General features: G+C 67.8%; 16 protein-coding genes and 1 tRNA gene. 9 read left to right on the forward strand and 8 right to left on the reverse strand.

The window, feature by feature from the left end; translation table 11 throughout:
- Positions 1-7: 7 nt before the first annotated feature.
- Positions 8-898, forward strand: a complete 891-nt coding sequence (locus HDC95_RS01580; RefSeq protein WP_259061429.1) for a PHP domain-containing protein — start codon at positions 8-10, stop codon at positions 896-898.
- An 81-nt stretch (positions 899-979) separates the two neighbouring features.
- Here HDC95_RS01580 and HDC95_RS01585 read toward each other — a convergent pair whose 3' ends face one another.
- On the reverse strand, positions 980-2,491 hold the full coding sequence (locus tag HDC95_RS01585; RefSeq protein ID WP_259061430.1) for a DEAD/DEAH box helicase: 1,512 nt from the start codon (positions 2,489-2,491) through the stop codon (positions 980-982).
- A 186-nt stretch (positions 2,492-2,677) separates the two neighbouring features.
- On the opposite strand from HDC95_RS01585, the gene HDC95_RS01590 reads away from it, so the two are divergent.
- Complete coding sequence (locus HDC95_RS01590; protein ID WP_259061431.1) at positions 2,678-3,388, forward strand: ferritin-like domain-containing protein; 711 nt, start codon at positions 2,678-2,680, stop codon at positions 3,386-3,388.
- Between the two features lie 11 nt (positions 3,389-3,399).
- Here HDC95_RS01590 and HDC95_RS01595 read toward each other — a convergent pair whose 3' ends face one another.
- Positions 3,400-3,687 carry a hypothetical protein gene (locus HDC95_RS01595; protein WP_259061432.1) on the reverse strand — a complete coding sequence of 96 codons (288 nt, stop codon included), beginning with the start codon at positions 3,685-3,687 and terminating at the stop codon, positions 3,400-3,402.
- A gap of 6 nt (positions 3,688-3,693) precedes the next feature.
- Positions 3,694-3,918, reverse strand: a complete 225-nt coding sequence (locus HDC95_RS01600) for a DUF3107 domain-containing protein (RefSeq protein WP_259061433.1) — start codon at positions 3,916-3,918, stop codon at positions 3,694-3,696.
- A 160-nt stretch (positions 3,919-4,078) separates the two neighbouring features.
- On the opposite strand from HDC95_RS01600, the gene HDC95_RS01605 reads away from it, so the two are divergent.
- On the forward strand, positions 4,079-7,354 hold the full coding sequence (locus HDC95_RS01605) for an ATP-dependent DNA helicase (RefSeq protein WP_259061434.1): 3,276 nt from the start codon (positions 4,079-4,081) through the stop codon (positions 7,352-7,354).
- Positions 7,351-10,794, forward strand: coding sequence for an ATP-dependent DNA helicase (locus tag HDC95_RS01610; protein WP_259061435.1), 3,444 nt, complete (start codon positions 7,351-7,353; stop codon positions 10,792-10,794). The genes HDC95_RS01605 and HDC95_RS01610 overlap by 4 nt, the downstream gene beginning before the upstream one ends.
- On the opposite strand, the gene HDC95_RS01615 is transcribed toward HDC95_RS01610, so the two are convergent.
- Positions 10,740-12,053 (reverse strand): phosphotransferase, encoded by a 1,314-nt coding sequence (locus HDC95_RS01615; protein WP_259061436.1) that lies wholly within the window; start codon positions 12,051-12,053, stop codon positions 10,740-10,742. The genes HDC95_RS01610 and HDC95_RS01615 overlap by 55 nt on opposite strands.
- A 64-nt stretch (positions 12,054-12,117) precedes the next feature.
- On the opposite strand from HDC95_RS01615, the gene nudC reads away from it, so the two are divergent.
- Positions 12,118-13,029, forward strand: coding sequence for an NAD(+) diphosphatase (gene nudC / locus HDC95_RS01620; protein WP_259061437.1), 912 nt, complete (start codon positions 12,118-12,120; stop codon positions 13,027-13,029).
- A gap of 28 nt (positions 13,030-13,057) precedes the next feature.
- Positions 13,058-14,779, forward strand: coding sequence for an ATP-dependent helicase (locus tag HDC95_RS01625; RefSeq protein WP_259061438.1), 1,722 nt, complete (start codon positions 13,058-13,060; stop codon positions 14,777-14,779).
- An 819-nt stretch (positions 14,780-15,598) separates the two neighbouring features.
- On the opposite strand, the gene HDC95_RS01630 is transcribed toward HDC95_RS01625, so the two are convergent.
- The gene (locus HDC95_RS01630) at positions 15,599-17,056 is read right to left on the reverse strand and encodes a zinc-dependent metalloprotease (RefSeq protein WP_259061439.1); all 1,458 of its coding nucleotides are present in this window, start codon (positions 17,054-17,056) and stop codon (positions 15,599-15,601) included.
- Positions 17,057-17,233: 177 nt separating this feature from the next.
- Between HDC95_RS01630 and HDC95_RS01635 the strand changes: the two genes are divergently transcribed.
- Positions 17,234-18,268 carry a PDZ domain-containing protein gene (locus HDC95_RS01635; protein WP_259062186.1) on the forward strand — a complete coding sequence of 345 codons (1,035 nt, stop codon included), beginning with the start codon at positions 17,234-17,236 and terminating at the stop codon, positions 18,266-18,268.
- A gap of 80 nt (positions 18,269-18,348) precedes the next feature.
- The gene (locus HDC95_RS01640; RefSeq protein WP_259061440.1) at positions 18,349-21,273 is read left to right on the forward strand and encodes a UPF0182 family protein; all 2,925 of its coding nucleotides are present in this window, start codon (positions 18,349-18,351) and stop codon (positions 21,271-21,273) included.
- A gap of 153 nt (positions 21,274-21,426) precedes the next feature.
- On the opposite strand, the gene HDC95_RS01645 is transcribed toward HDC95_RS01640, so the two are convergent.
- Positions 21,427-21,500: transfer RNA gene (locus HDC95_RS01645), tRNA-Met, on the reverse strand.
- Positions 21,501-21,569: 69 nt separating this feature from the next.
- Here HDC95_RS01645 and HDC95_RS01650 point away from each other — a divergent pair.
- Complete coding sequence (locus HDC95_RS01650; RefSeq protein ID WP_259061441.1) at positions 21,570-22,373, forward strand: carbon-nitrogen hydrolase family protein; 804 nt, start codon at positions 21,570-21,572, stop codon at positions 22,371-22,373.
- Positions 22,374-22,424: 51 nt separating this feature from the next.
- Here the strand turns inward: HDC95_RS01650 and HDC95_RS01655 are convergent, their stop codons facing one another.
- Both HDC95_RS01655 and HDC95_RS01660 read right to left on the reverse strand, forming a co-directional pair.
- Positions 22,425-23,420 carry a hypothetical protein gene (locus HDC95_RS01655; RefSeq protein WP_259061442.1) on the reverse strand — a complete coding sequence of 332 codons (996 nt, stop codon included), beginning with the start codon at positions 23,418-23,420 and terminating at the stop codon, positions 22,425-22,427.
- A 244-nt stretch (positions 23,421-23,664) separates the two neighbouring features.
- Positions 23,665-24,867 carry an aminotransferase class I/II-fold pyridoxal phosphate-dependent enzyme gene (locus HDC95_RS01660; protein WP_259061443.1) on the reverse strand — a complete coding sequence of 401 codons (1,203 nt, stop codon included), beginning with the start codon at positions 24,865-24,867 and terminating at the stop codon, positions 23,665-23,667.
- Positions 24,868-24,954: the final 87 nt, after the last annotated feature.

Below are 24,954 nucleotides of genomic sequence, written 5' to 3' on the forward strand. Positions count from 1 at the left end.
TCAGAGGATGACGGATGACGCGGTGCCGAGCCCCGGTGCGAACAGGTTCTCAGGGCCCAACGATCTGCACCTGCACTCCAATCATTCCGACGGCACCCAGACTCCGGCAGAGGTGATGCGGCAGGCGCACGCCCACGGGGTCCGAACGGTCGCCCTCACGGACCATGACCGCAGCACGGGCTGGGACGAGGCGGCGCGTGCCGCGGCATCCCTCGGCATGACCTTCCTCCCTGGAATGGAGCTGTCCGCGAAGTACGAGTGGCGCAGCGTGCACGTGCTCGGGTACCTGTTCGATCCCGACGACGACCCGCTTCGTGCCGAGACCGATCGCATCCGAGGCGACCGCATCGGTCGGGCGGAGCGGATCGTGCGGAGCATCGGCCGCGACTACGACCTCGTGTGGGATGACGTGCTCGCGCAGACGGCAGGGGACGCCACGGTCGGACGCCCGCACATCGCCGATGCCCTCGTCGCCCGTGGCATCGTCAGCGACCGCAGTGCGGCATTCGACGGCATCCTGCATCCGCGGGAAGGGTATTATGAGCCGCATTACGCCCCCGATCCGCTCACTGCGGTGAACCTCATCACCGGCGCGGGGGGAGTGGCGGTGATCGCGCATCCCGTCACCTCGGGACGCGACCGCATGATGCCGATCCCTTTCATCGAGCGACTGGTCGCCGCCGGCCTCGGGGGCTTCGAGATCGACCACCGTGAGAACACGGAGGCGGGTAAGAAGGTCCTGCGTGACCTGGCCGCCACGCACGATCTCATCGTGACCGGGTCGAGCGACTATCACGGAGCGGGCAAGCCGAATGTGCCCGGCGAGAACACGACCTCAGACGAGATGGTCGCGCGCATCATCGAACGTGCGACGGGAACCGGGCCGCGCTACGCCTGAGAGCCGCGCTACGCCTGAGCAGCGTGCTGCAGACGACAGTGGGGCGGATGCCGCAGCATCCGCCCCACTGAAAGAAAAGACCTACGCGCCTGCCGGCGCGGCGCCACCCGAACGGCGACGGCGGCGACGGCGCTGGGGAGCGGACTTGCCGTCGTGGTGCTCTCCGCCCTTGCCATCGTGCGTGCCTGCACCCTCTGCATCGCGGTCGACCGTCGGCGCGGCATCCGACGATGCCGGCGTGCTCGCCTCTGCACCTTCGGTGAACGTCGAGCCGACCTTGTCGCCCGCGCCGCGGCGACGGCGACGACGACGGGTGGAGCCGTCTGCCGAACCCTGCTCGGCGGCGGCATCCGCAGCGCGCTCGGGGCGGGGAGCCCGCTGGGTCTTGACCGACTGCGTCTTGGGCGCCGTCGTCAGGCGGCCCTTGGTGCCTGCGGGGATGTCGAGATCGTCGAACAGGTGCGGACTCGACGAGTACGTCTCGACGGGGTCGGGCTGACCGAACTCGAGAGCACGGTTGATGAGGGCCCACTTGTGCAGGTCCTCCCAGTCCACGAATGTCACGGCGATGCCGGTCTTGCCCGCGCGGCCGGTGCGGCCGGCGCGGTGCAGGTACGTCTTGTCCTCGTCAGGGATCGTGTGGTTGATCACGTGGGTCACGTCGTCGACGTCGATGCCGCGCGCAGCGACATCGGTCGCGACGAGCACGTCGCGCTTGCCTGCCTTGAACGCTGCCATGGAGCGCTCGCGCTGTTCCTGACCCATGTCGCCGTGCACGCCGCCGACGTTGAAGCCGCGGTCGCCGAGCTCGTCGACCAGTCGCTGAGCCGCACGCTTGGTGCGGGTGAAGATCACGGTCTTGCCACGGCCTTCGGCCTGCAGGATGCGAGCGATGACTTCGTCCTTGTCGAGGGAGTGCGCGCGGTACACCAGGTGCTTGATGTTCGCCTGCGTCAGGCCCTCGTCAGGGTCGTTGGCACGGATGTGGATCGGGTTCGACATGAACCGGCGAGCCAGAGCCACGATCGGTCCTGGCATGGTCGCCGAGAACAGCTGCGTGTGCCGCACTGCCGGCACCTTCTGGAAGATCTTCTCGATGTCGGCGAGGAAGCCGAGATCGAGCATCTTGTCGGCCTCGTCGAGCACGACCTCGGTCGCGTTCGACAGATCGAGCAGGCGCTGGCCGGCGAGGTCGATCAGACGACCGGGGGTGCCGACGACGATCTGCGCGCCCGCCTTGAGCTGATCGATCTGGCCCTCATACGCCTTGCCGCCGTAGATGGCGACGACGCTGGTGGGGCGGTTGCTGGTGAGCAGGTCGATGTCCTCGTACACCTGCACCGCGAGCTCGCGCGTCGGCACGACGATGAGCGCCTTGACACCGTGCTCCGGATCCTTGCCCAGGCGCTGCACGACGGGGATGCCGAATCCGAAGGTCTTGCCGGTACCCGTCTTGGCCTGACCGATGATGTCCTGGCCGGGAAGGCCGAGGGGGATGGTCTGCTCCTGAATGGGGAACGCGTCGACGATGCCTTTGGAGGCGAGCGCGTCGATTATGTCCTGATCGACGTTGAGATCAGCGAAAGTTGTCACTTGTTCTATTGCCTGTCCGGCGGGCCTTCGAGAGTGAAGAGAGCGCCACGTTACGGATCCACGCCGTCTCTTGTGCCACAGGCGCGGGGCCCCGCTCCAACGGCAGGGCTTCTTCCAGACTACCCGAGCAGAGCGAAACGGTTGAAAGGCCGGTGTTCCCGGGCGCAGCGCGGGTAGTCTGAGACTGTGGTGAAGTGGTTCTGGCAACGCGATGCTCCCCGGCGTACTCTGACTCTCCGCACTCGCGGAGACGACGGCGGGGCCATGCGCGTCGACTTCGCCGAACTCGCGCCCGAACTGAATCGCTTCCTCGGCCAGGCGGCGTACCTGCAGCTGGGTTACTTCGAGACTCTGACGCGACTGATCAGAGCGACGCCCGAGCTTGAGGAGAAGGCCGCGATCACGCGTGCTGCGGGCGCCGCTCTCAGCAAACACCGCGGCATCGTCGACGTCATCCGCGAGCAGGGGGAGGATGCCACTGAGCTCATGCTGCCGTTCCGCGAGCATCTCGACGCCTTCCGACGCAAGACGATCGGCGTACGACCGCGCGAGACGTTACTGGCCGTCTACATCACGGCCGGGATGCTGGATGACTTCTACCTCGCCCTCGCCTCCAGCTACGGCGAGACGGGACGCCGGATCGCGGACATCCTCCGCGAGGACGACGACACCGGAGAGATCGTCGAGATACTCAAGCGCACCATCGAGTCCGACGACGAGTGGCGTTCGCTGCTGTCGATGTGGGCACGCCGGCTCGTCGGCGACACCGTTCTCGTGGCACGCCAGGCGCTGCGGCCCGAGCGTCTCGCCGAAGAGGAAGACCGCGTGGAGCCCGTCTACACCGAACTCATGGGCGCGCACGCGCGCCGCATGGATGCGATGGGCCTCGCCGCATAGAGCGGACCCGGTCAGATCCCGAGCGCGACCTTCTTCTCGGCGTCTGAGCGGAGCCGAGAAGAAGTGATCGCGTAGCCGGCCGCGGCACAGATCACCACGGCTCCGCCGACGCTCGCCAGCCACAGCCAGCCGCTGTCCTCACCGACGCCCGCCCACTGCATGAGCGTGTAGACGACAGCGGCGACGGCCGTCGAGATCGCCGGGACGACCGCCACGCCGCGCAACGCGCGGTGCGGCAGCAGATAGTGCACGCCGATGCCCAGCGCGCACGCGGCGATGAGCGCGAGAAGGATGTACATCGCGGATCAGGCGACGAAACCGACGCGACGCGACTCCTCGGTGCCCAGTTCGATGTAGGCGAGATTCGCGGTCGGGACGATGTAGGAGTTGCCCTTCACATCGGTGAAGCTCACCTGCGCGGCACTCTGCTCGAGAGCCGCGGTCACCTGGGTGCGGACGTCGTCCGCACTGGTGGAGGTCTCGAAGTTCAGTTCGCGGCCGGTGTTGATGATGCCGATGCGGATTTCCACGCGTGCTCCTTGAAGATTCGGGGACTGCGCCCAACTCTACCCCGGCAGCGCCGACGCGGATCGGGCCTGGCGGCCGGTTTCGCCGTGGGCGCACACGCATCTCTCTGCGCAGCCGCGGAGCAGTTCGGCAGTGTCCGGGCATCCCGATAGCGTGGATGCCATGACAGAGGATGCCGGACAGCGCGCAGTCGTGGACGCGGTTGTCGAGGCATCCGGAGTGATCATCGGCGCCCCGGGAACGGGCAAGACACAGACGCTGATCGACAGGGTCGCCGTGCTCCTGGGCGCACACGCGCTCGCGCCGGAGGAAGTACTGGTGCTGACACCGAACCGTCAGGCCGCGACGGTGCTGCGCGACCGCATCGGCGTACGCATCGGGCAGGCGACGCCAGGGCCACTGGCTCGCTCGCTCGGATCATTCGCATTCCAGCTCGTCCGCGGCGCGATGGTCCACGCGGGAGAAGAGCCCCCTGCGCTTCTCACCGGTGCCGATCAGGATCGCATCATCGCCGATCTGCTCGCCGGCGACGTCGAAGACGAGGCCGCCGGTCGTCCGTCGCGCTGGCCGGAATCTCTGAGCGCCGGCGTGCGCGCCTCGAAGGGGTTCCGATCCGAGCTGCGCGCGTTCCTCGCGGAATGCACCGAGCTGGGAGTGCAACCGCGCGAGCTGCAGGCATCCGAGCGGCCGGTCTGGCGCGCGGTGGGCGCCTTCATCGACGAGTACCGCGCCGTCCTCGGTGGCATGCGCACCGCGTACCGAGACGCGGCCGATCTTGTGAGCGAGGCGGCGGCGATCCTTCGCGACGCGGATGCAGCGGTGCTCGGACCGCTCGCACCGCTGCGCGTCGTCCTGATCGATGACGCGCAGGAGATCACCAGGGGAGGCATCACGATGGTGCGCGCGCTGCGCGCCAGGGGCATCGCCGTCCTCGCCTTCGGCGATCCCGACATCTCCTCCGGCGCCTTCCGGGGCGCGAGCCCCCAGCTGTTCCATGACCTGTCGGGTGTGCTCGAGCGCGTGTTCGTGCTGGAGACCCCGCACCGTCAGAAGCGGGCACTCACCGATCTCACCCGCACTGTGACACAGGCGATCGGTGTCGCCGGTCGCGTCGAACACCGTCGCGCCCCCGGCCCAGCGGCTGAGATCCCTACACCGGCCGTGCCCTTCGACGCGCCGGTGCAGGCGTTCCTCGCCCCATCTCCGTATGAGGAGGCCGACCGGATCGCCGGCACGCTCCGCGACTGGCATCTCACCCATGGCATCGCATGGAGCGACATGGCTGTGATCGCCCATGACACCAGGCAGGTGACGTCGCTCGAGACCGAGCTCGCGGCACGCGAGGTGCCGACACGGGCCGCAGGCGTGCAGAGGCCGCTCGGCAGCGAGGGCGTCGTCCGCGACATCGTCGGCATCGTTCGACTCGCACTCACCCCGGTCGAAGATCGTGAACCCGAGATGCTCATCGACGCGCTGCGCTCGCCGTTCGGAGGGATGGATGCCGTCGGCCTCCGACGCCTGCGTGCGCGGCTGCGTCACGTCGAGCTCGCAGACGGCGGATCTACGCCGGCGTCGGAGCTGTTCCGCCAGGCCATGGCGTTTCCCGCGCACTTCACATTCGTCGACGCGCCGGAGGCCAGGGTCGCCTCCCGTTTCGCCACGACACTGGCCGAGACCGCCGCCGCGGCCGACGCGGGGGAGACGATCCACGAGCTGCTCTGGCGCATCTGGGATAACGCGCGCGCTCTCGACGGCTCCAAGCTGCAGCAGTACTGGCGCGCGGCGTCCGAACAGCCAGGCGGCGGCGAGACTGCCAGGGCGCTCGATGCGCTCGTCGCGCTGTTCGATGCCGCCAAGCGCTTCGTCGAGCGCACACCGAACGAGCGTCCAGAGGTGTTCGTGCGAGACATCCTCGACAGCGAAGTTCCCGAAGACACGCTCTCTACCCCCGAACGGCCGGGGCTCGTGACGCTGCTCACGCCGGCGACGGCGCTGGGCACCCAGTTCGACGCCGTCATCGTCGCCGGCGTGCAGGACGGCGTGTGGCCCAACGTTCGGCTGCGCGGAGGGCTGCTGGAGACATGGCGTCTCGCCGATGCCGTCATCGCCGCGCGCACGGGCGAACCTGAGACGGCGCCCGGCGTGCTCGATCGGCGCCGCGATGCCCTGCACGACGAACTGCGTCTCTTCGTGAGGGCGCTGTCGCGGGCGCGCTCGCGCATCGTCGTCACCGCGGTGGACGACGACGCCACCGGGCCCAGTCCCTTCTTCAGTTTCCTGCCGGACCCGCCGCCCGCATCCGCGCATCCGGCAGCGGAGCATCCGCTCACCCTGCGAGGACTCGTGGCGCGTCATCGGCGCACTCTCACGAGTTCGATCGACCCCGACACCCGTGCGGATGCCGCGGGCCAGCTCTCTGTCTTGGCACACGAGGGCATCCCGGGAGCCGATCCGGGGGAGTGGTACGGGGTCGCCGCGCCGTCGACGTCAGCTCCATTGCACGATCTGTCGACCGGGGCCGCGCGAGTCTCGCCGTCGAAGATGGAATCGTTCGAGGAATGCGAACTGAACTGGGCGATCGCGGCGCTCGGCGGCGACACGGTCCTGCCCCCGTCCGCGGGAATGGGCACGATCATCCACGAGGCGATGGAGACGGTTCCCGATGGGGATCTTGAGAAGCTGCGCGCTGTCGTCGCCGAGCATTGGCCGGAGTTGGATTTCGAGACCGAGTGGATCGGGCGCAAGGAGCGCCGCCGCGCGGATCTCTACATAGAGCGCCTGCACTCGTACATCTGGGAGGTGTCGAGCGATCGCGGGCGCGTGCTCGCCAGTGAAGTGGAATTCCGCTTCGCCGTCGATGTCGCGGCGGCCGATGAGGCGCGCAGCGCAGAGGACGATTCGGCTGCCGTGCCGGCTGTGCACGTGGGTGACGAGGTTCACGGCCCGCACCGAGCCGTGGTGCACGGCTTCATCGATCGCGTCGAGGCGTACCCGAGCGGCGCGGGCGAGCACGCTGCCGCTCGTGGTCGTGGGTGGACCGGCATGGCAGAAGGACTCAGCGGCGAGTGCGTCGTCGTCGTGGATCTGAAGACCGGTAAGAACGAGCCGACGACGGATGCGAAGTGCGAGGAGCACGCGCAGCTGGCGGCGTATCAGGTCGCCGTGCAACAGGGACTGATCGACGGCGCCGATGCCGGTGCGCTCGCCGGGGCCCGGCTTCTGCTCGTCGCCAACACGCTGTCGGGCAGCGACTACCGCGTCGCCCATCAGCACACGCTCGAGGGCGAGGCGCGCAGCAGGTTCCTGAAGCGTCTCGCATCGGCAGCCAGGGGGATGTCGGGCGACCGCTTCACGGCTCACGTCGAAGCGCACTGCGCCGACGTGCAGTGGCGTGTACATCCGTGCCGCATCCACACCGTGCCGGCGGTCAGCGCATGACGTCATGGAAAGACCAGGGCTCGGGGCTCTCGGCACTCGACGTGGCCGCGGCGCTGGGACAGCCCCCGCCCACCGCTGCGCAGCAGCGCGTCATCGAAGCGCCGCCGACCCCCGCACTCGTCGTCGCCGGCGCAGGCAGCGGGAAGACGGAGACCATGTCCGGCCGTGTCGTCTGGCTCGTCGCCAACGGATATGTGCGCCGTGATGAGATCCTCGGACTCACCTTCACCCGCAAAGCCGCCGGTGAACTGTCCGAGCGCATCGCCGCTCGCCTCGCTGTGATCGACGAGTACGGTCAGCGCGGTCTGCTGCCGCACGTTCCGGAGATCGTCGCATCCGGGATGCTGAATCGTGTCGACGAAGCGTCACCAGGCGCACAGCGGGTGCTGGTGCGTTCCCAGGTCCTGGGCGAACTCGCCGAGCGGTTCGATACCGGATGGGATCCGACGTCGCCGCGGACGGCGGACGACCTGATGATCCGTCCTCGCGTCTCGACGTACAACGCGTTCGCCGACTCGATCGTGCGAGAGCATGCCGCGCGGATCGGCCGCGACCCCGACGTCGCCATGCTCAGCCAGGCGGCGTCCTGGATGCTGGCACGCGAGGTCGTGCTTCGCGCCGACCTGCCGGAGCTCGAAGGCATCGAATACGCCGTCGGCACCGTGGTCGATGCGGTGCAGCGACTCGCCGGCGATGCACTAGATCACAGAGCCGATCTGGGACGGGCGGAGCAGATCGCGCGGGAGTACGCGAAGGCTTTCGAGCCGTACCGCAGCAACAGCGACATCGCCAAGGTCGCCGACAACCTGCTCGCGCTGCCGACGCTCCTCGCCCTCGTGCGCGCGTACATCGCCGAGAAGCAGCGCCGAGGCGTGCTCGACTTCGCCGACCAGGTGAGCGGCGCCTATGACATCATCGAGGCATCGCCCGATGTGCGTGCAGATCTGCGCGAGCAGCATCGTGTGGTCCTGCTGGACGAGTATCAGGACACCTCTGTGATCCAGACGCAGTTCCTCGCCGAGGTGTTCCGAGATTCCGCCGTCATGGCGGTCGGCGACCCGCACCAGTCGATCTACGGCTGGCGCGGTGCGAGCGCCGACAACCTCTATGCGTTCTCTCGCACGTTCGCCCGCGATGCGCCGTCTGAGACCTTCAGCCTCATGACGAGCTGGCGCAACGACAGCGCCATCCTCGACGTGGCCAACCGAGTGCTCGAGCCGCTTCGACGCCCAGGGCTCGACGTCCCACCGCTCGAACCGCGCCCCGGCGCAGGGACCGGCGCCGTCGGCATCCGCTATCCGCTCACGGTGCATGAAGAGGCTGCTGAGGTGGCTGAGTGGTTCGCCGAGCGTCGCAGCGCGCACGCTGCGGTGACACCCCACACCGGGGCGATCCTGTTCCGATCGAAGCGCCACATGCAGACGTTCGCGGAGGCGCTCGCGGCGCGGGGCATCCCGCACCGGATCCTCGGCCTCGGCGGTCTGCTCACGACGCCGGAGGTGGTCGACGTCGTCAGCGCGTTGCGCGTGATCCACGACCCGAACTCCGGCTCCGCGCTCATCCGCCTGCTCGTGGGGTCGCGATTCGGCGTCGGCCTCGCCGACATGGGTGCGCTGTACGACCTCGCCTCTGAGCTCTCGAAACGCGACAGCGCACTGCTGCCGCTGCCGGAAGAGCTGCGCGCTCGCGTCCGTTCCTCACGCGGCGCCGATGAAGCGGTGTCGATCGTGGATGCCGTCGACGTCGTGCGCGGACTTCGCGATGACTATCGGCTGATCGACGCCATCACGGCGGAAGGGCGAGCGCGGATACGGGCAGCGGGGGAGATGCTGGAACGACTGCGGCGGGCATCCGGTCAGCCCATTCCCGAGCTCATCCGCATGATCGAGGTGGAACTCCGCCTCGACATCGAACTCGCAGCCAACGAGACTCGCGGTCCTGCACGCGTCGCTGCGACTCAACTGCGAGCCTTCGCCGATGAGGTGCGCGCTTTCCTCTCCGCCGATGACCGCGGCTCGATCGGATCGCTGCTGGCCTGGCTCGACAAGGCGGAGAGCACCGACGAACTGATGCCTCGGCCCGAACCCCCTGAGCCCGGTGTGGTGCAGCTGCTCACGATCCACGGCTCCAAGGGACTCGAGTGGGATGCCGTCGCCGTGGTGCGTCTCGTGGAGGGAGAGCTTCCCTCCAGGCCCACAGACACGTCGGGCTGGTTCGGATTCGGGGTGCTGCCGTTCGCACTGCGCGGTGACAGCGCCGCGCTGCCGCAATTCGTATGGGAGGCGCCGGCGGATGGCGCCCTCGATCCGGACAAGCGGCTCAAAGCCGGTGTGGCGTCGCTGACGAGCAAGAGCAAGGCCGCTCCCGGGGCCCTCACGGTGTTCAAGGACGCATACCGCGATTACCAGCAGCAGGAGGAGCGCCGCCTCGCCTATGTGGCGGTGACCCGCGCGCGCACCGACCTGCTCCTCACAGGGGCGCACTGGGCGGGGCAGAAGAGCCCTCGCGAGGCGAGCCCGTACCTGCGCGAGGCGTTCGAGGTGCTGGGGCTCGATCCGATCGCTGCGATCGACGACGACGAGAATCCGTACGAGGGGGAGGGGAAGACCAGCTTGTGGCCACTCGATCCCCTGGGCGGCCGGCGTGCGGTGGTCGAATCCGCTGCCGCGCTCGTGCGCTCGGTCGATGGACAGCCCGCCCCCACACGGCAGCTGGAACGGCTGCTCGTCGAGCGGGCCGAGCGTCAGCGGGGCATTCGCGCCGACCCGCCGACTCGAGTGCCCGCCTCGAAGTTCAAGGACTATGTGACCGACTTCGACGGCACAGTGCGCGCCCTCAGCAGGCCCATGCCGGAACGCCCTTACCGCCAGACCCGACTCGGCACGCTCTTCCACGCCTGGGTCGAACATCGCTCCGGCCTCGTCGGCGCCGGCCCTGGCCCGGAGAGCGCGCTATGGGACTCGGATGACGAGCAGCCGGATCCGTGGAGCGTCTCCGTCGCAGACGAGGCCGATCTCGAGCGCCTGCGCGAGATCTTCGAGAGGAGTGAATGGGCCACGCGTCAGCCCATCGCGGTCGAGATCGAGATCGACTTCGCGCTGGGTGAGGGTGCGGGCGCGGAACCGGGCGGCACCTCAGGTGAAGGGCACATCGTCATCTGCAAGCTGGATGCTGTGTACCGCCGCGACGATCGCGGTGGACGAATCGAGATCGTCGATTGGAAGACCGGGAAGGCACCGCGAACGTCCGCGGAGCGCGAAGAGCGGATGCTGCAGCTCGCGCTGTACCGCCTCGCCTATCACCGCCGCTTCGGCGTGCCGCTCGAGGAGATCGACGTCGCGCTGTACTACGTCGCCGACGATCTCGTCATCCGCGGCGACAGGGTCTACTCGGAAGAGGAACTCGTCCAGCGCTGGAGCGCGGCGCGCGCGGCGCGCTGAGCCTCGTCTGCGGGATCGGCGTCTGATGGATCGCTGCCCGCACGGTCGACGGGCTCGTCGACGGGCTCGGCGTCTCCCGGCTGCAGCAGACCTGATCTCGTGACCTCGCTGAGGTCGGCGGTCGGCTCGCCGACGTTCGCATCACCCTCTGGCCTGTCGCTGCCGGTCGCGTCGGCTTCCGATACCTCGTCGTCCTCACCGGGCATCAGGTCCTCGGGGTTGTACGCGTCCGTCTCCATCGCGGTGTGGATCCGCGTCGCCGCTGTCTCCGGCACTCGCCCCAGCGCGTCGAGCGCCGAGTCGACCCCGTCGCTGCGCTGAGCGATAACCGAGAGGTCGTTCTCGCGGAGCCCTTCGGCGAGAGCCTCGAGCAGTGCTGCCGCGTCATCCATGATGTCCTCGCGGTGCATCGCGTCGCCGTGCACCAGCCAACGAGCGAACTCCAGTTCAGCCAGAAGTCGTGCCCGCAGCGCCAAGGCGCCATCCGGTGTGCGGTTCGACGCGTGTGCATACGCCGCATGCACGTCGCCTGCGGCGTCCGTCGCGGAGGAAAGCCAGGCGAGATCCACTGCCGGGTCGCCGAGTGAGAGGCCGTGCCAGTGCACGACGCCGATGACCTGGGGACCGAGCTCTGAGTCGTCGTCGAACAGGAATGACGTCGCCTGCACCCCCCCGAGCGTCACCGCCGATTCGAAGCGCCACAGTTCGTCGTCTTCCACGGCCTCACGCCAGCGCACGGTGAGTCGAGCGGGGACCCGGCCCGTCGCCGCGGCGCGATCGACGAGCTGACGGATCTCCTCCCGGGCCTCCTCAGCGGTGCGGGCGGTGAGGCCTGCGCTGCGTACGACGGATGCCGGCAGCGCGTGCACGGCTGCGATCGACGCCCCCATCGACTCGGCTGCTCCGCGCCCGGCGGGAACGTGTCCAGCCTCGATCTGGAACCCGGGCAGCAGTTCGGTCACGAGTGCACGTCCGTCGGAGAGGCGAGTCTCCCCGATGTACTCGGGTGCCCGGAAAGGCAGCATGGCGCGCGCGCCGGCGGTCAGTGCCCGCAGTGCCAGGGATTCGGCAGCGAGCTCTCGCGCCGTCTCGTCGTCGTCGCCGACGCGGATCGCGAGTTCCCGCCCGTCGGTGAGAGTCACGACCGCGGAATCGAACCGACCGTCGCCGTCGGTCGTCAGAGTTCGCGCGCCGACGACCTCCGCCCCGGACAGTGCGGCTGTGACCGCCGCCGCTAGAGTAAAGGGAGACCGTGCCATGCCCCCAGGTTAGGTCCGCTCGGGTGCGGTTGCGCCTACGCCACGCCTGCGAGAGAGGGAGTCGATGACTGTCCGCCGTGCCTTGTTCGACCGCGCCGCGCACCTGCGCGACGAGCCCGGAATCCTCGAGGCGCTGCGCGAATCCGGTGATGTGCGCGTGATCGTCGTGCGTGACGGTCGCGTACGCATCGACGATGGCAGGCTGGTCACCGTCGCCGCAGACGAGGTGTCGGAAGCGCAGTGGGCTCTGCTCGGCAGGCACAGCGACACAGGCCCGCTCCTTCTCGCCGCTGAGGTGGTGTCCGCAGACTCGATCGATGCGGCGCCGGCCGAGACATGGTTCGGACTGCGCGATGCCGGCGGTGTCCTCGACCCGGAGAGCACCGAACTCCTCGTGGAATCGATCGCGCTCGCCGGCTGGCTCAGCGATGCACGCTTCTGCGCGCGGTGCGGATCCGAGTCCGAACTGCGTCAGGGCGGCTGGTCGCGCCGATGCCACACGTGTCAGCACGACATCTTCCCCCGCACAGATCCCGCCGTGATCGTCGCGGTCGAAAGCGAGGACGGCGAGAAGCTGCTGCTCGGCGCGAACGCGAACTGGCACGGCCGGATGTACTCGTGCTTCGCGGGGTTCGTCGAGGCTGGTGAGTCGCTGGAGTTGACCGTGCACCGCGAGATCGAGGAGGAGGCCGGCGTGCGGCTGGACTCCGTCCGCTACGTCGGGTCGCAGCCCTGGCCGTATCCGCGCTCCCTCATGGTCGGCTTCCGCGCGACAGCATCCGATGAACGTCGCGCGCGTCCGGATGGCGAGGAGATCATCGATGTGCGCTGGTTCACGCGCGATGAGATCGGCAGCGCGCTCCGCGGCGACGGCCCGGTGGGACTGCCGGGGCCGGCATCCATCGCGAGAGCGCTGATCCAAGGCTGGTACGAGGATCGGGTGCCCGCTGCACTGAGCGAGAGCGTCGTCGAGTGAGCGCGACGAGTCGAAACGCAGAGTCCAAGTGAGTGCGCTCGACGCCCTCGACGAACGACAGCGGGAAGCGGCGTCTGTGCTGCGCGGCCCTGTCGCGGTGCTCGCCGGTGCGGGTACGGGCAAGACACGGGTCATCACGCACCGCATCGCGCACGGCGTCGACACGGGGGCGTACTCGCCGAGCCGTGTCATGGCCGTCACATTCACGGCGAAGGCGGCCGGCGAGCTTCGAGGACGCCTGCGCGGCCTCGGCATCGAGGGCGTCGTGGCCCGAACCTTCCACGCAGCAGCGCTCGCTCAACTGAACTTCTTCTGGCCGACCCTCGCCGGCTCTCCCGCGCCGAGCATCATCGACAACAAGGTGCGAGTGCTCGGCCAGGCCGCCGAGCAGCTGCGGCTTCGCCCTGATACCGCGACGCTCCGCGACGTCGCCAGCGAGATCGAATGGCGCAAGGTGTCAATGCTCTCGATCGAGCAGCATGCCGCTCTCGGACGCTCGGTGGGGAGGATCGGCACCGAGCAGCTCGCCGCGCTGCAGCAGGGCTACGAGGTGCTCAAGGACGATCGTCGTCAGCTCGACTTCGAAGACGTGCTTCTCGCGTGCGCCGGGATGCTGGAGGCCGAGCCGCGCGTCGCGGCATCCGTGCATGAGCAGTATCGGCACTTCACCGTCGACGAGTATCAGGACGTCTCGCCACTGCAGAACCGGCTGCTCGAACTGTGGTTGGGTGACCGGCGCGACATCTGCGTCGTCGGCGACGCCAGCCAGACGATCTATTCGTTCGCCGGCGCCGACCAGAAGTATCTGCTCGAGTTCGGACGACGCTACCCCGACGCCACGATCGTGCGGCTGGAGACGAACTACCGTTCGCAGCCGCCCATTCTCGCGGCCGCGAACGCGCTGATGAACGGCCGTGCCGGTGCGCTCGAACTCGTTGCCGCTCGTGAGTCGCTCACCGCTGAGGCGCCGACCGTCACCGCATACAGCACCGAGACGGAAGAGGCCGCCGGTATCGCCGCGTCGATCGCCGCCCGGATCGCCGCGGGTGCCTCGCCGTCCGAGATCGCGGTGCTCTACAGGGCGCACTCGCAGTCCGGCGTGATCCAGCAGGCGCTCGGCGAGGCGGGTATCGCTTCGCGCGTGCTCGGCGGCAAACGATTCTTCGATATGCCGGAGGTGCGTCAGGCCGTGCTCGCACTTCGAGGAGCATCCGTCGCGCCGACTGAGCGGGGATTCCTGTCCAACGTGCAGAAGGTGCTGCGCGAGCTCGGTCTCAGCGACGAGCCGCCGGCCGCGGGAGGTGCCCAGCGCGACGGCTGGGAGGCGCGCCGCGCCATTCTGCGCCTCGCGGAGGAGGCGCCGAGTGAGACCACGCTCCGGTCGTTCAGCGACACCCTGATGGCGAGGGCGAAAGACCAGCATGAACCGACGATCCAGAGTGTGACACTGTCGACCCTGCATGCGGCCAAGGGCTTGGAATGGCCGCACGTGCATCTGGCGGGGTGGACGGAAGGTTCGCTGCCGATCTCGTACGCGACCGGTTTCGATGCGATCGACGAGGAGCGACGTCTCGCCTACGTCGGCATCACGCGCGCCGCTCGTACGCTGTCCCTGTCGTGGTCTCATGCGGCAGGGAGAGGGGAGCGGCAGCCGTCTCGCTTCCTTCAGGAGATCGGAACGACTGCTCGCGGCACCGGCATTCTGCGTGAAAGCGCAGCGAACGCCACACGCGGCGGCCGTCGGGGCTGATCCGCACGGATCTGCTCATGCGCCCCGGCTCTGCCAGGATACGTGCGGCGAGGGCCGCAGCCTCGGCAGTGCGCGCGGCGGTGATGTGGCCGGATGCTGCGCCGACCAGCTGCGCGTGCAGCATCGGCCATGCCGGGTCGCGCTCGCGCTCATGGCCGTCGCGGCATGCCAGGCAGGGCGTGCGACCCGGTACGACGAGCGGACCGACTGTGGTGCCGCCCACTTCGAAAGCGATCGGAAGGTGAGCGACGTCGTCTCGCAGGTGATTCGAGAGTTGGCGAGCGGATGCCGCGCCCTCCACCAGCACGACCGCCACGGCCTGCGGGGTTCCGCGATCGGCTGTGCGGAAGCCCTCATCGACCAGAGCGATCTCGGTGCGAGCCGCGATGCGGGAATCGACCATGTTCAGGCTCTCGATCCAGATGCGAGGCAGTGGCGGCTCGTCGGTGCGCAACACGGGCTTCAACGCCGAGAGCAGTTCTCGGGCAGCGTCACGGGGAGCGCCGGCGCCGTGCGCGATCACATCGAAGGCACTCGGGCGGAATCCGTCGCGCAAGGACTGCAGCAGCCTGTCCACCCACGGTTCGCTCACCGGGATCCGCACGACGTCTTCCAATCCGAACTGCACGGTGTCGACGTCGCGCCACAGCAGGGGATAGGCGGGATCGAGACGCGTCAGCGTCGGAGGTGTGATCGGCGACATGCACCGATTCTGCCTACGGGCGGCTCACAGCGGGGGTCCCGGACCGGATCAGTGGACAAACTCGCGACGTCGGCTGGTGTGCAGGACGAGAGGCCGGCCTGCCGGACGCCCGTCGCTCAGACCGGCGTCTCGCCGCCCTGATTCGCGCCAGGGTCCTTGCCCTTGTCGTCCCCGGACTTCGTGTCGTCCCCGGGCTTCTTGTCGTCGCCCGCAGCACCGTCGTCGTCGCCCTTGTCGTCGCCTTCGGGGAAGTCATCTCCAGCCAGCAGCCGCGTCAGTGCCTCGTCGAACTCATCGGCCACGGGCTCCTCGCCCCGTGCGCGCGCCTGCAGCCGTTCGATCAGCGCCGTCGGGTCGTCGATGTCGGCAGCCGTCGGCTGCAGGTCGGGGTAGTCCCAGAGTGAATCGCGGGCGGCGATGCCGACAGCATCCGTCACCTTCCGCCACATCGCCGATGCCTCCCGCATCCGACGCGGACGCAGCTTGAGACCCACGAGCGCGCCGAGTGCGTCTTCCGCCGGTCCACCGACCGCGCGGCGCCGGCGAGCGGCCTCTGCGAGCCGCACGCTGTCGGGAAGACGCGATGTGGCTTCTGCGGTGACGACGTCCACCCAGCCGTCGATCGTCGCGATGATGTTCTCCAGGCGGGCGAGCGCCTCGCGCTGCGCCTCGGTCTGTGCGGGCAGGAGTGCGCCTCCTTCGATCGCCGCACGCAGCTCTTCCGGGTTCGAGGGGTCGAGACGGCTCGCGACGTCTTCGAGCGCCTCGACGTCGACGGTCACGCCGCGGGCGAAGTCGGTGATCTGCGACATGACGTGAAGGTGCAGCCACTTCGCGTGCCGGTACAGACGGGCGTAGGCCAGTTCGCGGGTCGCGAGGTAGAGGGCGATCTGATCTTCCGGAATCTCAAGTCCCTCACCGAACGCGGTGATGTTCTGGGGGACCAGCGCGGCCGTGCCGGCCGGGAGCACGGGGATGCCGACGTCACCGCCCGAGACGACCTCAAGAGAGAGATTGCCGAGCACCTGCCCGAACTGGGCGGCGAACACCGACGATCCGAGCCCGCGCATGAGCTGGCCTGCGCCCTGGATGGCCTCGCGCATGTCGTCGGGCACCTGCGTGTCGAGCGCGCTGGTGAGTGCGTCGGCGATGCTCGTGGAGACCGGGCCGGCGATCTCCTTCCACACCGGCAGCGTCTTCTCGACCCATTCGCCGCGCGTCATCGCCTGAGGGTTCTCGGCGAGCTCGGAGATCGTGGTCGCCTCGCCCAGCCACAGATTCGCGAGCGCGAAGGCATCGACGAGAGAGTGACGCGAGCCGTCTGTGATGCTCTGGCCCTCGCGATTCGCGATGTGCAGTGCCTGGCGCAGGGTGTTCTCCCACGGGTCGCCTCCGAATGCGCCCTGCAGCTGCCGCATGAGCCCGGCCATCATCGCCGGGTCGATCTCGAGGCCATCAGCGCCGCCGAGGGCGTTCTGAAGGGCGCTCAGATCGAAGTCTCCGCCGCCCGCGCCGGACATCATCTTTCGCAGGAACTCGTGGAAGTCCTCTGGGTTCGGGTCGTTGTCTGCCATGTCGGTCGCCTCTCAGCACGTCGCTAGCCGTGACATCTACGCTAGTTGCAGGATTCTGCACGCGACCCCGACGCGAGCAGATCGCTGTACGCCGGTCGCGAACGACGGAGGATCCACTTGGCTCACACGCGCATTCCCAGGGTCGGCCTGGGCGTCTGGGCGCTCATCGTCGCGCTCATGGCTCTCGTGGTGCTCACCTTCCTGCCCACGCCCTACGTGATCCAGCGACCCGGCCCCGTGTACGACACGCTCGGCAGTGCCGCGGGCGAGGACGGTGAAGAGGTGCCGCTCATCGCGATCGACGGCGCAGCGACGTTCGAGACCAGCGGCAGCCTCAACCTGCTGACGGTGCAGGTCGTGGGCAACAGGGAGCGCACGCCGTCGTGGTTCGAACTGGCGCTCGCCTGGATGAACTCGTCTCGCGCCGTGATACCGATCGACGCGGTGTTCCCCGAGGGCGTGACGAACGAGGATCGCGATGAGCGCAACGCGGCGCTGATGGTCGATTCACAGCATGAGGCGACTGCCGCGGCACTGAACGAACTGGGCTACGACACCGGCGCCGAGGTGAAGGTCGTCGATGCCGTCGACGGTTCCCCGGCGGACGGAGTGCTCGAAGAAGGCGATGTCATCACGGAGATCGACGGCGCGAAGGTCACCAGTGCGGCCGAACTGCGTGCTGCGATCCAGGATGCCGAGGGGACGACTGTCGAACTCACTGTGCTCCGCGGCGACGAGCAGCCGATCGGCGTCGAACTCACGCCGGAGCTCCACACCGAGGGCGGCGTCGACACCTGGCTCATCGGCATCACGCTGACCACCGAGTACGACTTCCCGATCGACGTGACCATCCAGCTCGACAACGTGGGTGGGCCGAGCGCGGGGATGATGTTCGCGCTCGGCATCATCGACGAGCTCACGCCGGGGGAGATGACCGGTGGCAACGACATCGCAGGCACCGGCACGATCGACGCGGCCGGCACGGTGGGTCCGATCGGCGGCATCAGGCAGAAGCTGTACGGAGCGGTCGACGCGGGGGCCGACTACTTCCTCGCCCCGGCATCCAACTGCGACGAGGTCGTCGGACATGTCCCGGATGGGCTGCAGGCGATCAGCACTGCGACGCTCGAAGAGTCCCTCGATGCGCTCGAGGTGATCGCGAACGACGGCGACGTCGACGCACTGCCCACATGTGCGGCGCCTGCGCAGTGACATTGCGCTGAGAGCGGATCGTGACCCGACCGACAGCCCAGGCACAGCACTCATCCACGCGCCATGCATAGGATGGAGGCGTGACCACGACCTCGGCGCCGAATCCGGCCACGCCCCGCACATCACGACGGATCATCACGATATCGCTGGTGATCATCGCAGCGATCATCGCTGCCTTCTTCGTCTTCGCGTCTCTCTACACGGACTTCCTCTGGTTCGACCAGCTGCAGTTCGCGAACGTTCTCACCACGCAGTGGCTTGCCACCGCGTCGATGTTCGTCGTGGGGTTCCTGGGGATGGCGGTGCCGCTGTTCATCGTGATCCAGCTGGCGTACCGCCTGCGCCCGGTCTACGCGCGACTGAGTTCGCAGCTGGACCGGTACCAGGAGGTCATCGAGCCGCTGCGCCGCCTCGCCATGTGGGGCATGCCGATATTCTTCGGCCTGTTCGCAGGGTTCGCTGCCGCGGGCAACTGGGAGACCGTCTGGCTGTGGTTCAACGGCGGCGCGACAGGGGAAGTCGACCCGCAGTTCGGCATGGACACCGGGTTCTACCTGTTCGCGATGCCCTTCTATTCGATCCTGCTGGCGTTCGTCTCGGCCGTCCTCCTGCTGTCGCTGATCGTCACGGCGCTGGTGTCGTACCTGTACGGCTCTGTGCGAATCGGCCAGGGAGAGCTGCGCATCTCGAAGCCGGCACGCATCCAGCTGGCCGTGCTCGCCGGGCTCTACCTGCTGGTGCAGGCCGCAAGTCTCTGGCTCGACCGCTACAAGACGCTCGTCACCACTGAGGACCGCATCACCGGTGCCGCGTACACGAGCGTCAATGCCACGATCCCTGGCATGGCGATCCTCGCGATCCTTGCCGCGCTCGTCGCCATCCTCTTCTTCGTCACAGCCATCATCGGTCGCTGGCGCTTCCCGCTCGTCGCGACCGGCCTGCTGATCGTGGCATCCCTCGTCGTCGGAATCGGCTACCCGTGGGTCGTGACGACCTTCCAGGTGCGTCCGAACCAGAACAGCTTCCAGGCCGAGTTCTACCAGCGCAACATCGACGGCACCAAGAGCGCCTACGACATCGCCGATCTCGAGGTGACGCCGTTCAAGGCGGAGACCACCGCCGAGGCGGGGCAGCTGCGCAACGATGCTGAGACCACGGCATCCATCCGCATCCTCGACCCGAGCATCATCAGCCCGACGGTGCAGCAGCTCGAGCAGTTCCGCAACTACTACCAGTTCCAGGAGACCCTGGATGTCGACCGCTACAACATCGACGGCGAAACGCAGGACACGGTCGTTGCGGTGCGCGAGATCAACGTCGACAAGCTCGGTGACAGCAACAGCTGGAACAACCGCACGGCGGTCTACACCCACGGCTACGGACTCGTGGCCGCCGCGGGCAACCAGCGCACCAGTGAGGGTGAGCCGGTGTTCCTCGAACGCGGCATCCCGTCCTCCGGCTTCCTCACGGAGAGCGAGGACTATGAGCCGCGGGTGTACTTCGGCGAAGGCTCGCCGCTGTACTCGATCGTGGGAGCGCCGGAAGGCACGGATCCGGTCGAGATCGATTATCCGCGTGGCACCGACGGCGCGAACGAGACGAAGAACACTTTCGAGGGCGATGGCGGTCCGAGCGTCGGCGGCACATTCAACAAGCTGCTGTACGCGCTGAAGTTCCAGGAGGCGGAGATACTCTTCTCCGACCTCGTGAACTCTGATTCGCAGATCCTCTACGACCGCGACCCGATCACCCGTGTGCAGAAGGTCGCGCCGTACCTCGAGCTCGACAGCGACCCGTACCCGAGCGTCGTGGACGGTCGCGTCGTCTGGATCGTCGACGGCTACACGACGAGCTCGACGCACCCGTACTCGACGAGCGTGAGCCTGCAGGATGCGATCGCTGATTCGAACACGGCTGCGCCGAACTTCGCGATCGACGACATCAACTACATCCGCAATTCGGTCAAGGCCACTGTCGACGCCTACGACGGCTCGGTGACCCTTTACGCGTGGGACGACGAGGACCCGATCCTCGAGGCGTGGCAGAAGGTGTACCCGTCGACCGTCGAGCCGATCAGTGAGATGTCGGCAGATCTGATGAGCCACGTCCGCTATCCGACCGACCTTTTCAAGGTGCAGCGCGAGATCCTCGGTGTGTACCACGTCGACACCGCCGGCTCGTTCGCCCAGCAGGACAACCGCTGGCAGACGCCGAACGATCCGCGCAACGACACCCAGCTGCAGCCGCCGTACTACCTGTCGATGCAGATGCCGGGGCAGGATTCGCCGCGGTTCTCGATGTTCTCCACGTTCATCCCCGCGTCCTCGCAGGGCACGACGAGTCGTAACGTTCTGATGGGCTACCTCGCGGTCGATTCGGATGCCGGAGCCACCGAGGGCGAGAAGGCAGAAGGCTACGGACAGCTGCGGATGCTCGAGATCGACGCCGACACGACGGTCCCGGGTCCAGGGCAGGTGCAGAACACCTTCGACTCCGACACCACGATCGCCGACAAGCTCAACGTGCTGACGCTGGGCAAGTCCGAGGTCAAGTACGGCAACCTGCTGACGTTGCCCGTCGGTGGCGGTCTGCTCTATGTGCAGCCCGTGTACGTGCAGTCGTCCGAGGGCACTCAGCTGCCGCTGCTGCAGAAGGTGCTGGTCACGTTCGGAGACAGCATCGCCTTCGAGGACACTCTCTCCGCGGCGCTCGACGTGATCTTCGGCGGAGACTCCGGCGCGAGCGGTGGCGACGAGGAAGTGGCGCCGGTCGATCCCGGTGACGGCACGGACCCGCCGGAAGAGGGGACGACGGATCCAGGAACCACGGAGCCCGATCCGGGCACCGGGACGGACGCCCGCGCTGAGGCCCTTGCCGACGCGCAGCAAGCGCTGACCGACCGCGAGGCGGCTCTGAAGGCCGGTGACCTCACCGCGTTCGCCGAAGCCGACAAGCGCCTCACGGCCGCGATCACCGAGCTGCTGGCTCTGGAGTCCGCCAAGTAGGCCAGACACAACGAAAAACGGGCGCTCCGCGAGGGGCGCCCGTTTCGTGTATCAGCGGTCATCTCCGGCCTGGAGGGAAGGCGGAGGAGGGAAGGCGAAAGGCCCCTGATCTGGATTTCTCCTGATCAGGGGCCTTTCTTGTGTCGCTTCTCGTTGCGGGGACAGGATTTGAACCTGCGACCTCCGGGTTATGAGCCCGGCGAGCTACCGAACTGCTCCACCCCGCGGCACGTCTACTAGCCTAACACGGGTTTCGGCGCTGGTTAACCACGGGCAAACTGCGCGAGGATGGAAGCATGTCCGAGATCCCCGCACTCACCGTCGCCGTCTGCCAGTTCAGCCCCACGGCCTCGCGAGCGGACAATCGCAGCCGCATCGCGCAGCTCACGGCGGATGCCGCAGCGAGGGGCGCGCGCCTGGTGGTGTTCCCTGAGTACTCGAGCTATTTCGTCGACCCGATGGATGCGACTTTGGCTGAGAACTCAGAACCGCTCGACGGAGATTTCGTCGCCTCGCTGCAGGCGACGGCGTCCGCTCATGATGTCACGATCGTCGCCGGCCTCGTGGAATCGGCACGGGAGCGGGTGCGCAACACTCTCGTCGCAGTGGATGCCACGGGCCTGCGCGCGACGTACCGAAAACAGCACCTGTACGACGCGTTCGGGCAGACCGAGTCGGACTGGATCGAGGCGGGGGAGCTGGGCGCTCCCCAGACACTCGAGACCGGGGGACTGCGCATCGCGATGATGACCTGCTACGACCTGCGGTTCCCCGAGGTCGCTCGCACGCTCGTGGATGCAGGCGCCGACGTCATCGTCGTTCCGGCGGAATGGGTTCGCGGACCTCTCAAAGAGCACCACTGGACGACGCTGCTCGCTGCGCGCGCGATCGAGAACACGGTCTACGTGGTCTCGGCCGACCATCCGCCGCCGATCGGCGTCGGGCACTCGCAGATCGTCGATCCGCAGGGCGTCGTACTCGCGGGGGCGGGCACAGGAGAGGGCATCGCCGTTGCGGATCTCACGAAGGATGCCGTCACCGACGTGCGCGAGGTGAATCCGGTGCTGCGGCTGCGCCGATACGGCGTCGTCCCGCGCTGAGCGGATTCGTCTCCCGCACGTGGCGTCGATGGGAGCTTCTCGCACGTGAGATCAGCTCCCGGGGATGCAAAGAGCTCCTTCGTGCGAGCGACCCGCTCGATGCATGACGCCGTGACCCATGATCAGTGGGCAGCGAGCGTGAAAGGCGCGGCTGAGCAGGCTCTGGAATGCGCTGCGGCCCGACGTCAGATCGAGTTCGGTCATGCGGATGACGATCCACCCGAGCTCCTCCAACCTGCATTGACGTTGGATGTCGATGCGCCACTGATCACGGTCAGTGCGATGACCGTCACCCTCATACTCGATCGCGATCTTCAGCTTCGGATAGGCCAGATCGACGGTCGCCACGAGCTGGCCCGCATCGTGAACGGCGTGCTGCACGACAGGTTCCGGCAGCCCTGCGTCGATGATCGCGATTCGAGCCTGCGTCTCCTTCGGGGAATCGACTCCTGCTCTCACGAGTTCGAGCGCCTCGCTTACCTTCCGCACTCCAGGGAAAGCGCCGAGCGCGTCGAGCTGCGAGCGGATGCTGTCGATCGAGCAGAACGGACGCACCATTCGCAGTCCGGGGTACCGCTGCGACCGTGTGACGATCGGATCCAGCATCACGAGGTGCTCGACGTCGAGTCGCGGCGAGAGGAGTGCGACCGTCGACACCGGATCCATCGTGCTCAGACCGCCGACTGCGTAGGTCTGCCCGCGGTCGGCGGCGACCCTTTGCCCGCGTACGCCGGACACGCGTGGCGGTGAGGCATCGGCGGGAACGGTGATCTGCAGCGACTCGGATGGCGTCCAATGCCACGGCAATGGAAGACCCCAGACGCGCGCGGCCGTCACACCGCAGTATCGATGTCCGTCCCGCATACGCGGCGCGAAGCACTCGACGCGCTGGAGGAAGGCCGTCGGAGTCTCCACGGCGCGGATGCCGGGGAACGGGCGATGCAGATCGCCGGCGTTCGCCCTGCCCCTCCCGACGCCGGCTGTCGCAGCATCCGAGATGCGGAAGACGTCGCCGAGGCGACGGGGCAGAGGCGTTCGATGGCGCATGCGGCCATCCTCGCCACGAAACGTCCCGCCGGATGCCGCATAAGCGCGTTCGGAGGAGAACTTCTTCGACTTCGCACCTGTGCAGGACGAGTCATGGGAGCTTCTCGCATCTCCGATCACCGGGAAACGTGCGAGAAGCTCCTTTCGGCGAGCCCACACGTGACTTGCGTCAGGCCACCTGCGACGCGCGCGCGAGACCAAACGCGGCTGCGCGCCAGGTGCCCCCCCCGCCCCGCGCGAGACCTCAGAACTGCGCGGCAGCCAACCGCCGCGCGGCTTCCTCGAGCACCTCGACGCGCTTGCAGGCGGCGAAGCGCACGAGGCCGGCGTAGTCGCCACGGTGCTCCGCGCTGACGAACGCCTCCAGCGGGATCGCAACGACGCCGGCCTTGTCCGGCAGTGCACGGCAGAAGGCAGCAGCATCCGCCCCGCCCAGAGTGGATGCGTCGGCAACCGTGAAGTATCCGCCCTGCGGTGCGATCACCTCGAATCCCGCGTCGCGCAGCCCGGCCTCCAGAATCGCGTGCTTACGGGCCATTGTGGCCGCAGCCTCCGTGAAGAACGCATCGGGCATCCGCAGGCCGACGGCGATCGCCGGCTGAAAAGCCGAGCCGTTCACATAGGTCAGGTACTGCTTGACGGTCAGCACCGCCGTGATGAGGTCGGCAGGGCCGTGGACCCAGCCGATCTTCCATCCGGTGGCCGAGAAGGTCTTGCCACCGGACGAGATCGTCATTGTCCGTTCGGCCGTCCCCGGCATCGTCGCGATCGGCACGTGCGGAGACGTGAACGTGAGGTGCTCGTACACCTCGTCGGTGACGATGATCGCGTCATACTGCTGGGCGAGGCGAACGATCTCGGCCTTCACCTCCGGCGAGAACACGACGCCGGTCGGGTTGTGCGGATCGTTCACGAGAATGATCCGTGTGCGATCGGTGACGGATGCCGCGAGCACGTCAAGGTCCGGTTGGAAATCCGGCAGGCGCAGGGGAACGGTGCGCAGCCGCGCACCGGCGAGTGCCACGGCAGCCGCGTATGAGTCGTAATACGGCTCGAACACGACGACTTCGTCATCGGGACCGTCGATCAGCGCGAGGAGCGTGGCCGTGAGTGCTTCCGTCGCCCCGGCGGTCACGATCACCTCAGTCCCCGGGTCGATCTCCAACCCGTAGAACCTGCGCTGGTGCTCGCTGATCGCCTCGAGCAGGTCGGCGAACCCGCGCCCGGGTGGGTACTGGTTCATCCCCTGCGAGATCGCCTCGCGGGCGGCCTCGAGCACCTCGGCGGGACCGTCCTCATCGGGGAAGCCTTGCCCGAGGTTGATGGCGCCGGTTCTCATCGCGGACGCAGACATCTCTGCGAAGATGGTGGGCGCGACAGCGCCGTCAGGAGAAAGCAGGCCTGCCCCTGCTGCAGTGCGCCGCCAGGCGCCGGGAATAGCACTCATGCAAACCAGGCTAAGGCCATAGCCGGCGCTCACCCTGACCATAACGAACGCACAGCTACAAGCGGCACTCTGAACTTGTTGAAGGAG

The sequence above is a fragment of the Microbacterium sp. AK031 genome (genome assembly GCF_024807145.1).
Classification (GTDB): domain Bacteria; phylum Actinomycetota; class Actinomycetes; order Actinomycetales; family Microbacteriaceae; genus Microbacterium.

Coding starts and splice junctions, on each gene's coding strand:
- HDC95_RS01605 (WP_259061434.1), top strand. CDS start 4,079: ATGACAGAGGATGCCGGACAGCGCGCAGTCGTGGACGCGGTTGTCGAG.
- HDC95_RS01615 (WP_259061436.1), bottom strand. CDS start 12,053: ATGGCACGGTCTCCCTTTACTCTAGCGGCGGCGGTCACAGCCGCACTG.
- HDC95_RS01635 (WP_259062186.1), top strand. CDS start 17,234: ATGGCTCTCGTGGTGCTCACCTTCCTGCCCACGCCCTACGTGATCCAG.
- HDC95_RS01580 (WP_259061429.1), top strand. CDS start 8: ATGACGGATGACGCGGTGCCGAGCCCCGGTGCGAACAGGTTCTCAGGG.
- HDC95_RS01650 (WP_259061441.1), top strand. CDS start 21,570: ATGTCCGAGATCCCCGCACTCACCGTCGCCGTCTGCCAGTTCAGCCCC.
- HDC95_RS01660 (WP_259061443.1), bottom strand. CDS start 24,867: ATGAGTGCTATTCCCGGCGCCTGGCGGCGCACTGCAGCAGGGGCAGGC.
- HDC95_RS01595 (WP_259061432.1), bottom strand. CDS start 3,687: ATGTACATCCTTCTCGCGCTCATCGCCGCGTGCGCGCTGGGCATCGGC.
- HDC95_RS01655 (WP_259061442.1), bottom strand. CDS start 23,420: ATGCGCCATCGAACGCCTCTGCCCCGTCGCCTCGGCGACGTCTTCCGC.
- nudC (WP_259061437.1), top strand. CDS start 12,118: ATGACTGTCCGCCGTGCCTTGTTCGACCGCGCCGCGCACCTGCGCGAC.
- HDC95_RS01630 (WP_259061439.1), bottom strand. CDS start 17,056: ATGGCAGACAACGACCCGAACCCAGAGGACTTCCACGAGTTCCTGCGA.
- HDC95_RS01610 (WP_259061435.1), top strand. CDS start 7,351: ATGACGTCATGGAAAGACCAGGGCTCGGGGCTCTCGGCACTCGACGTG.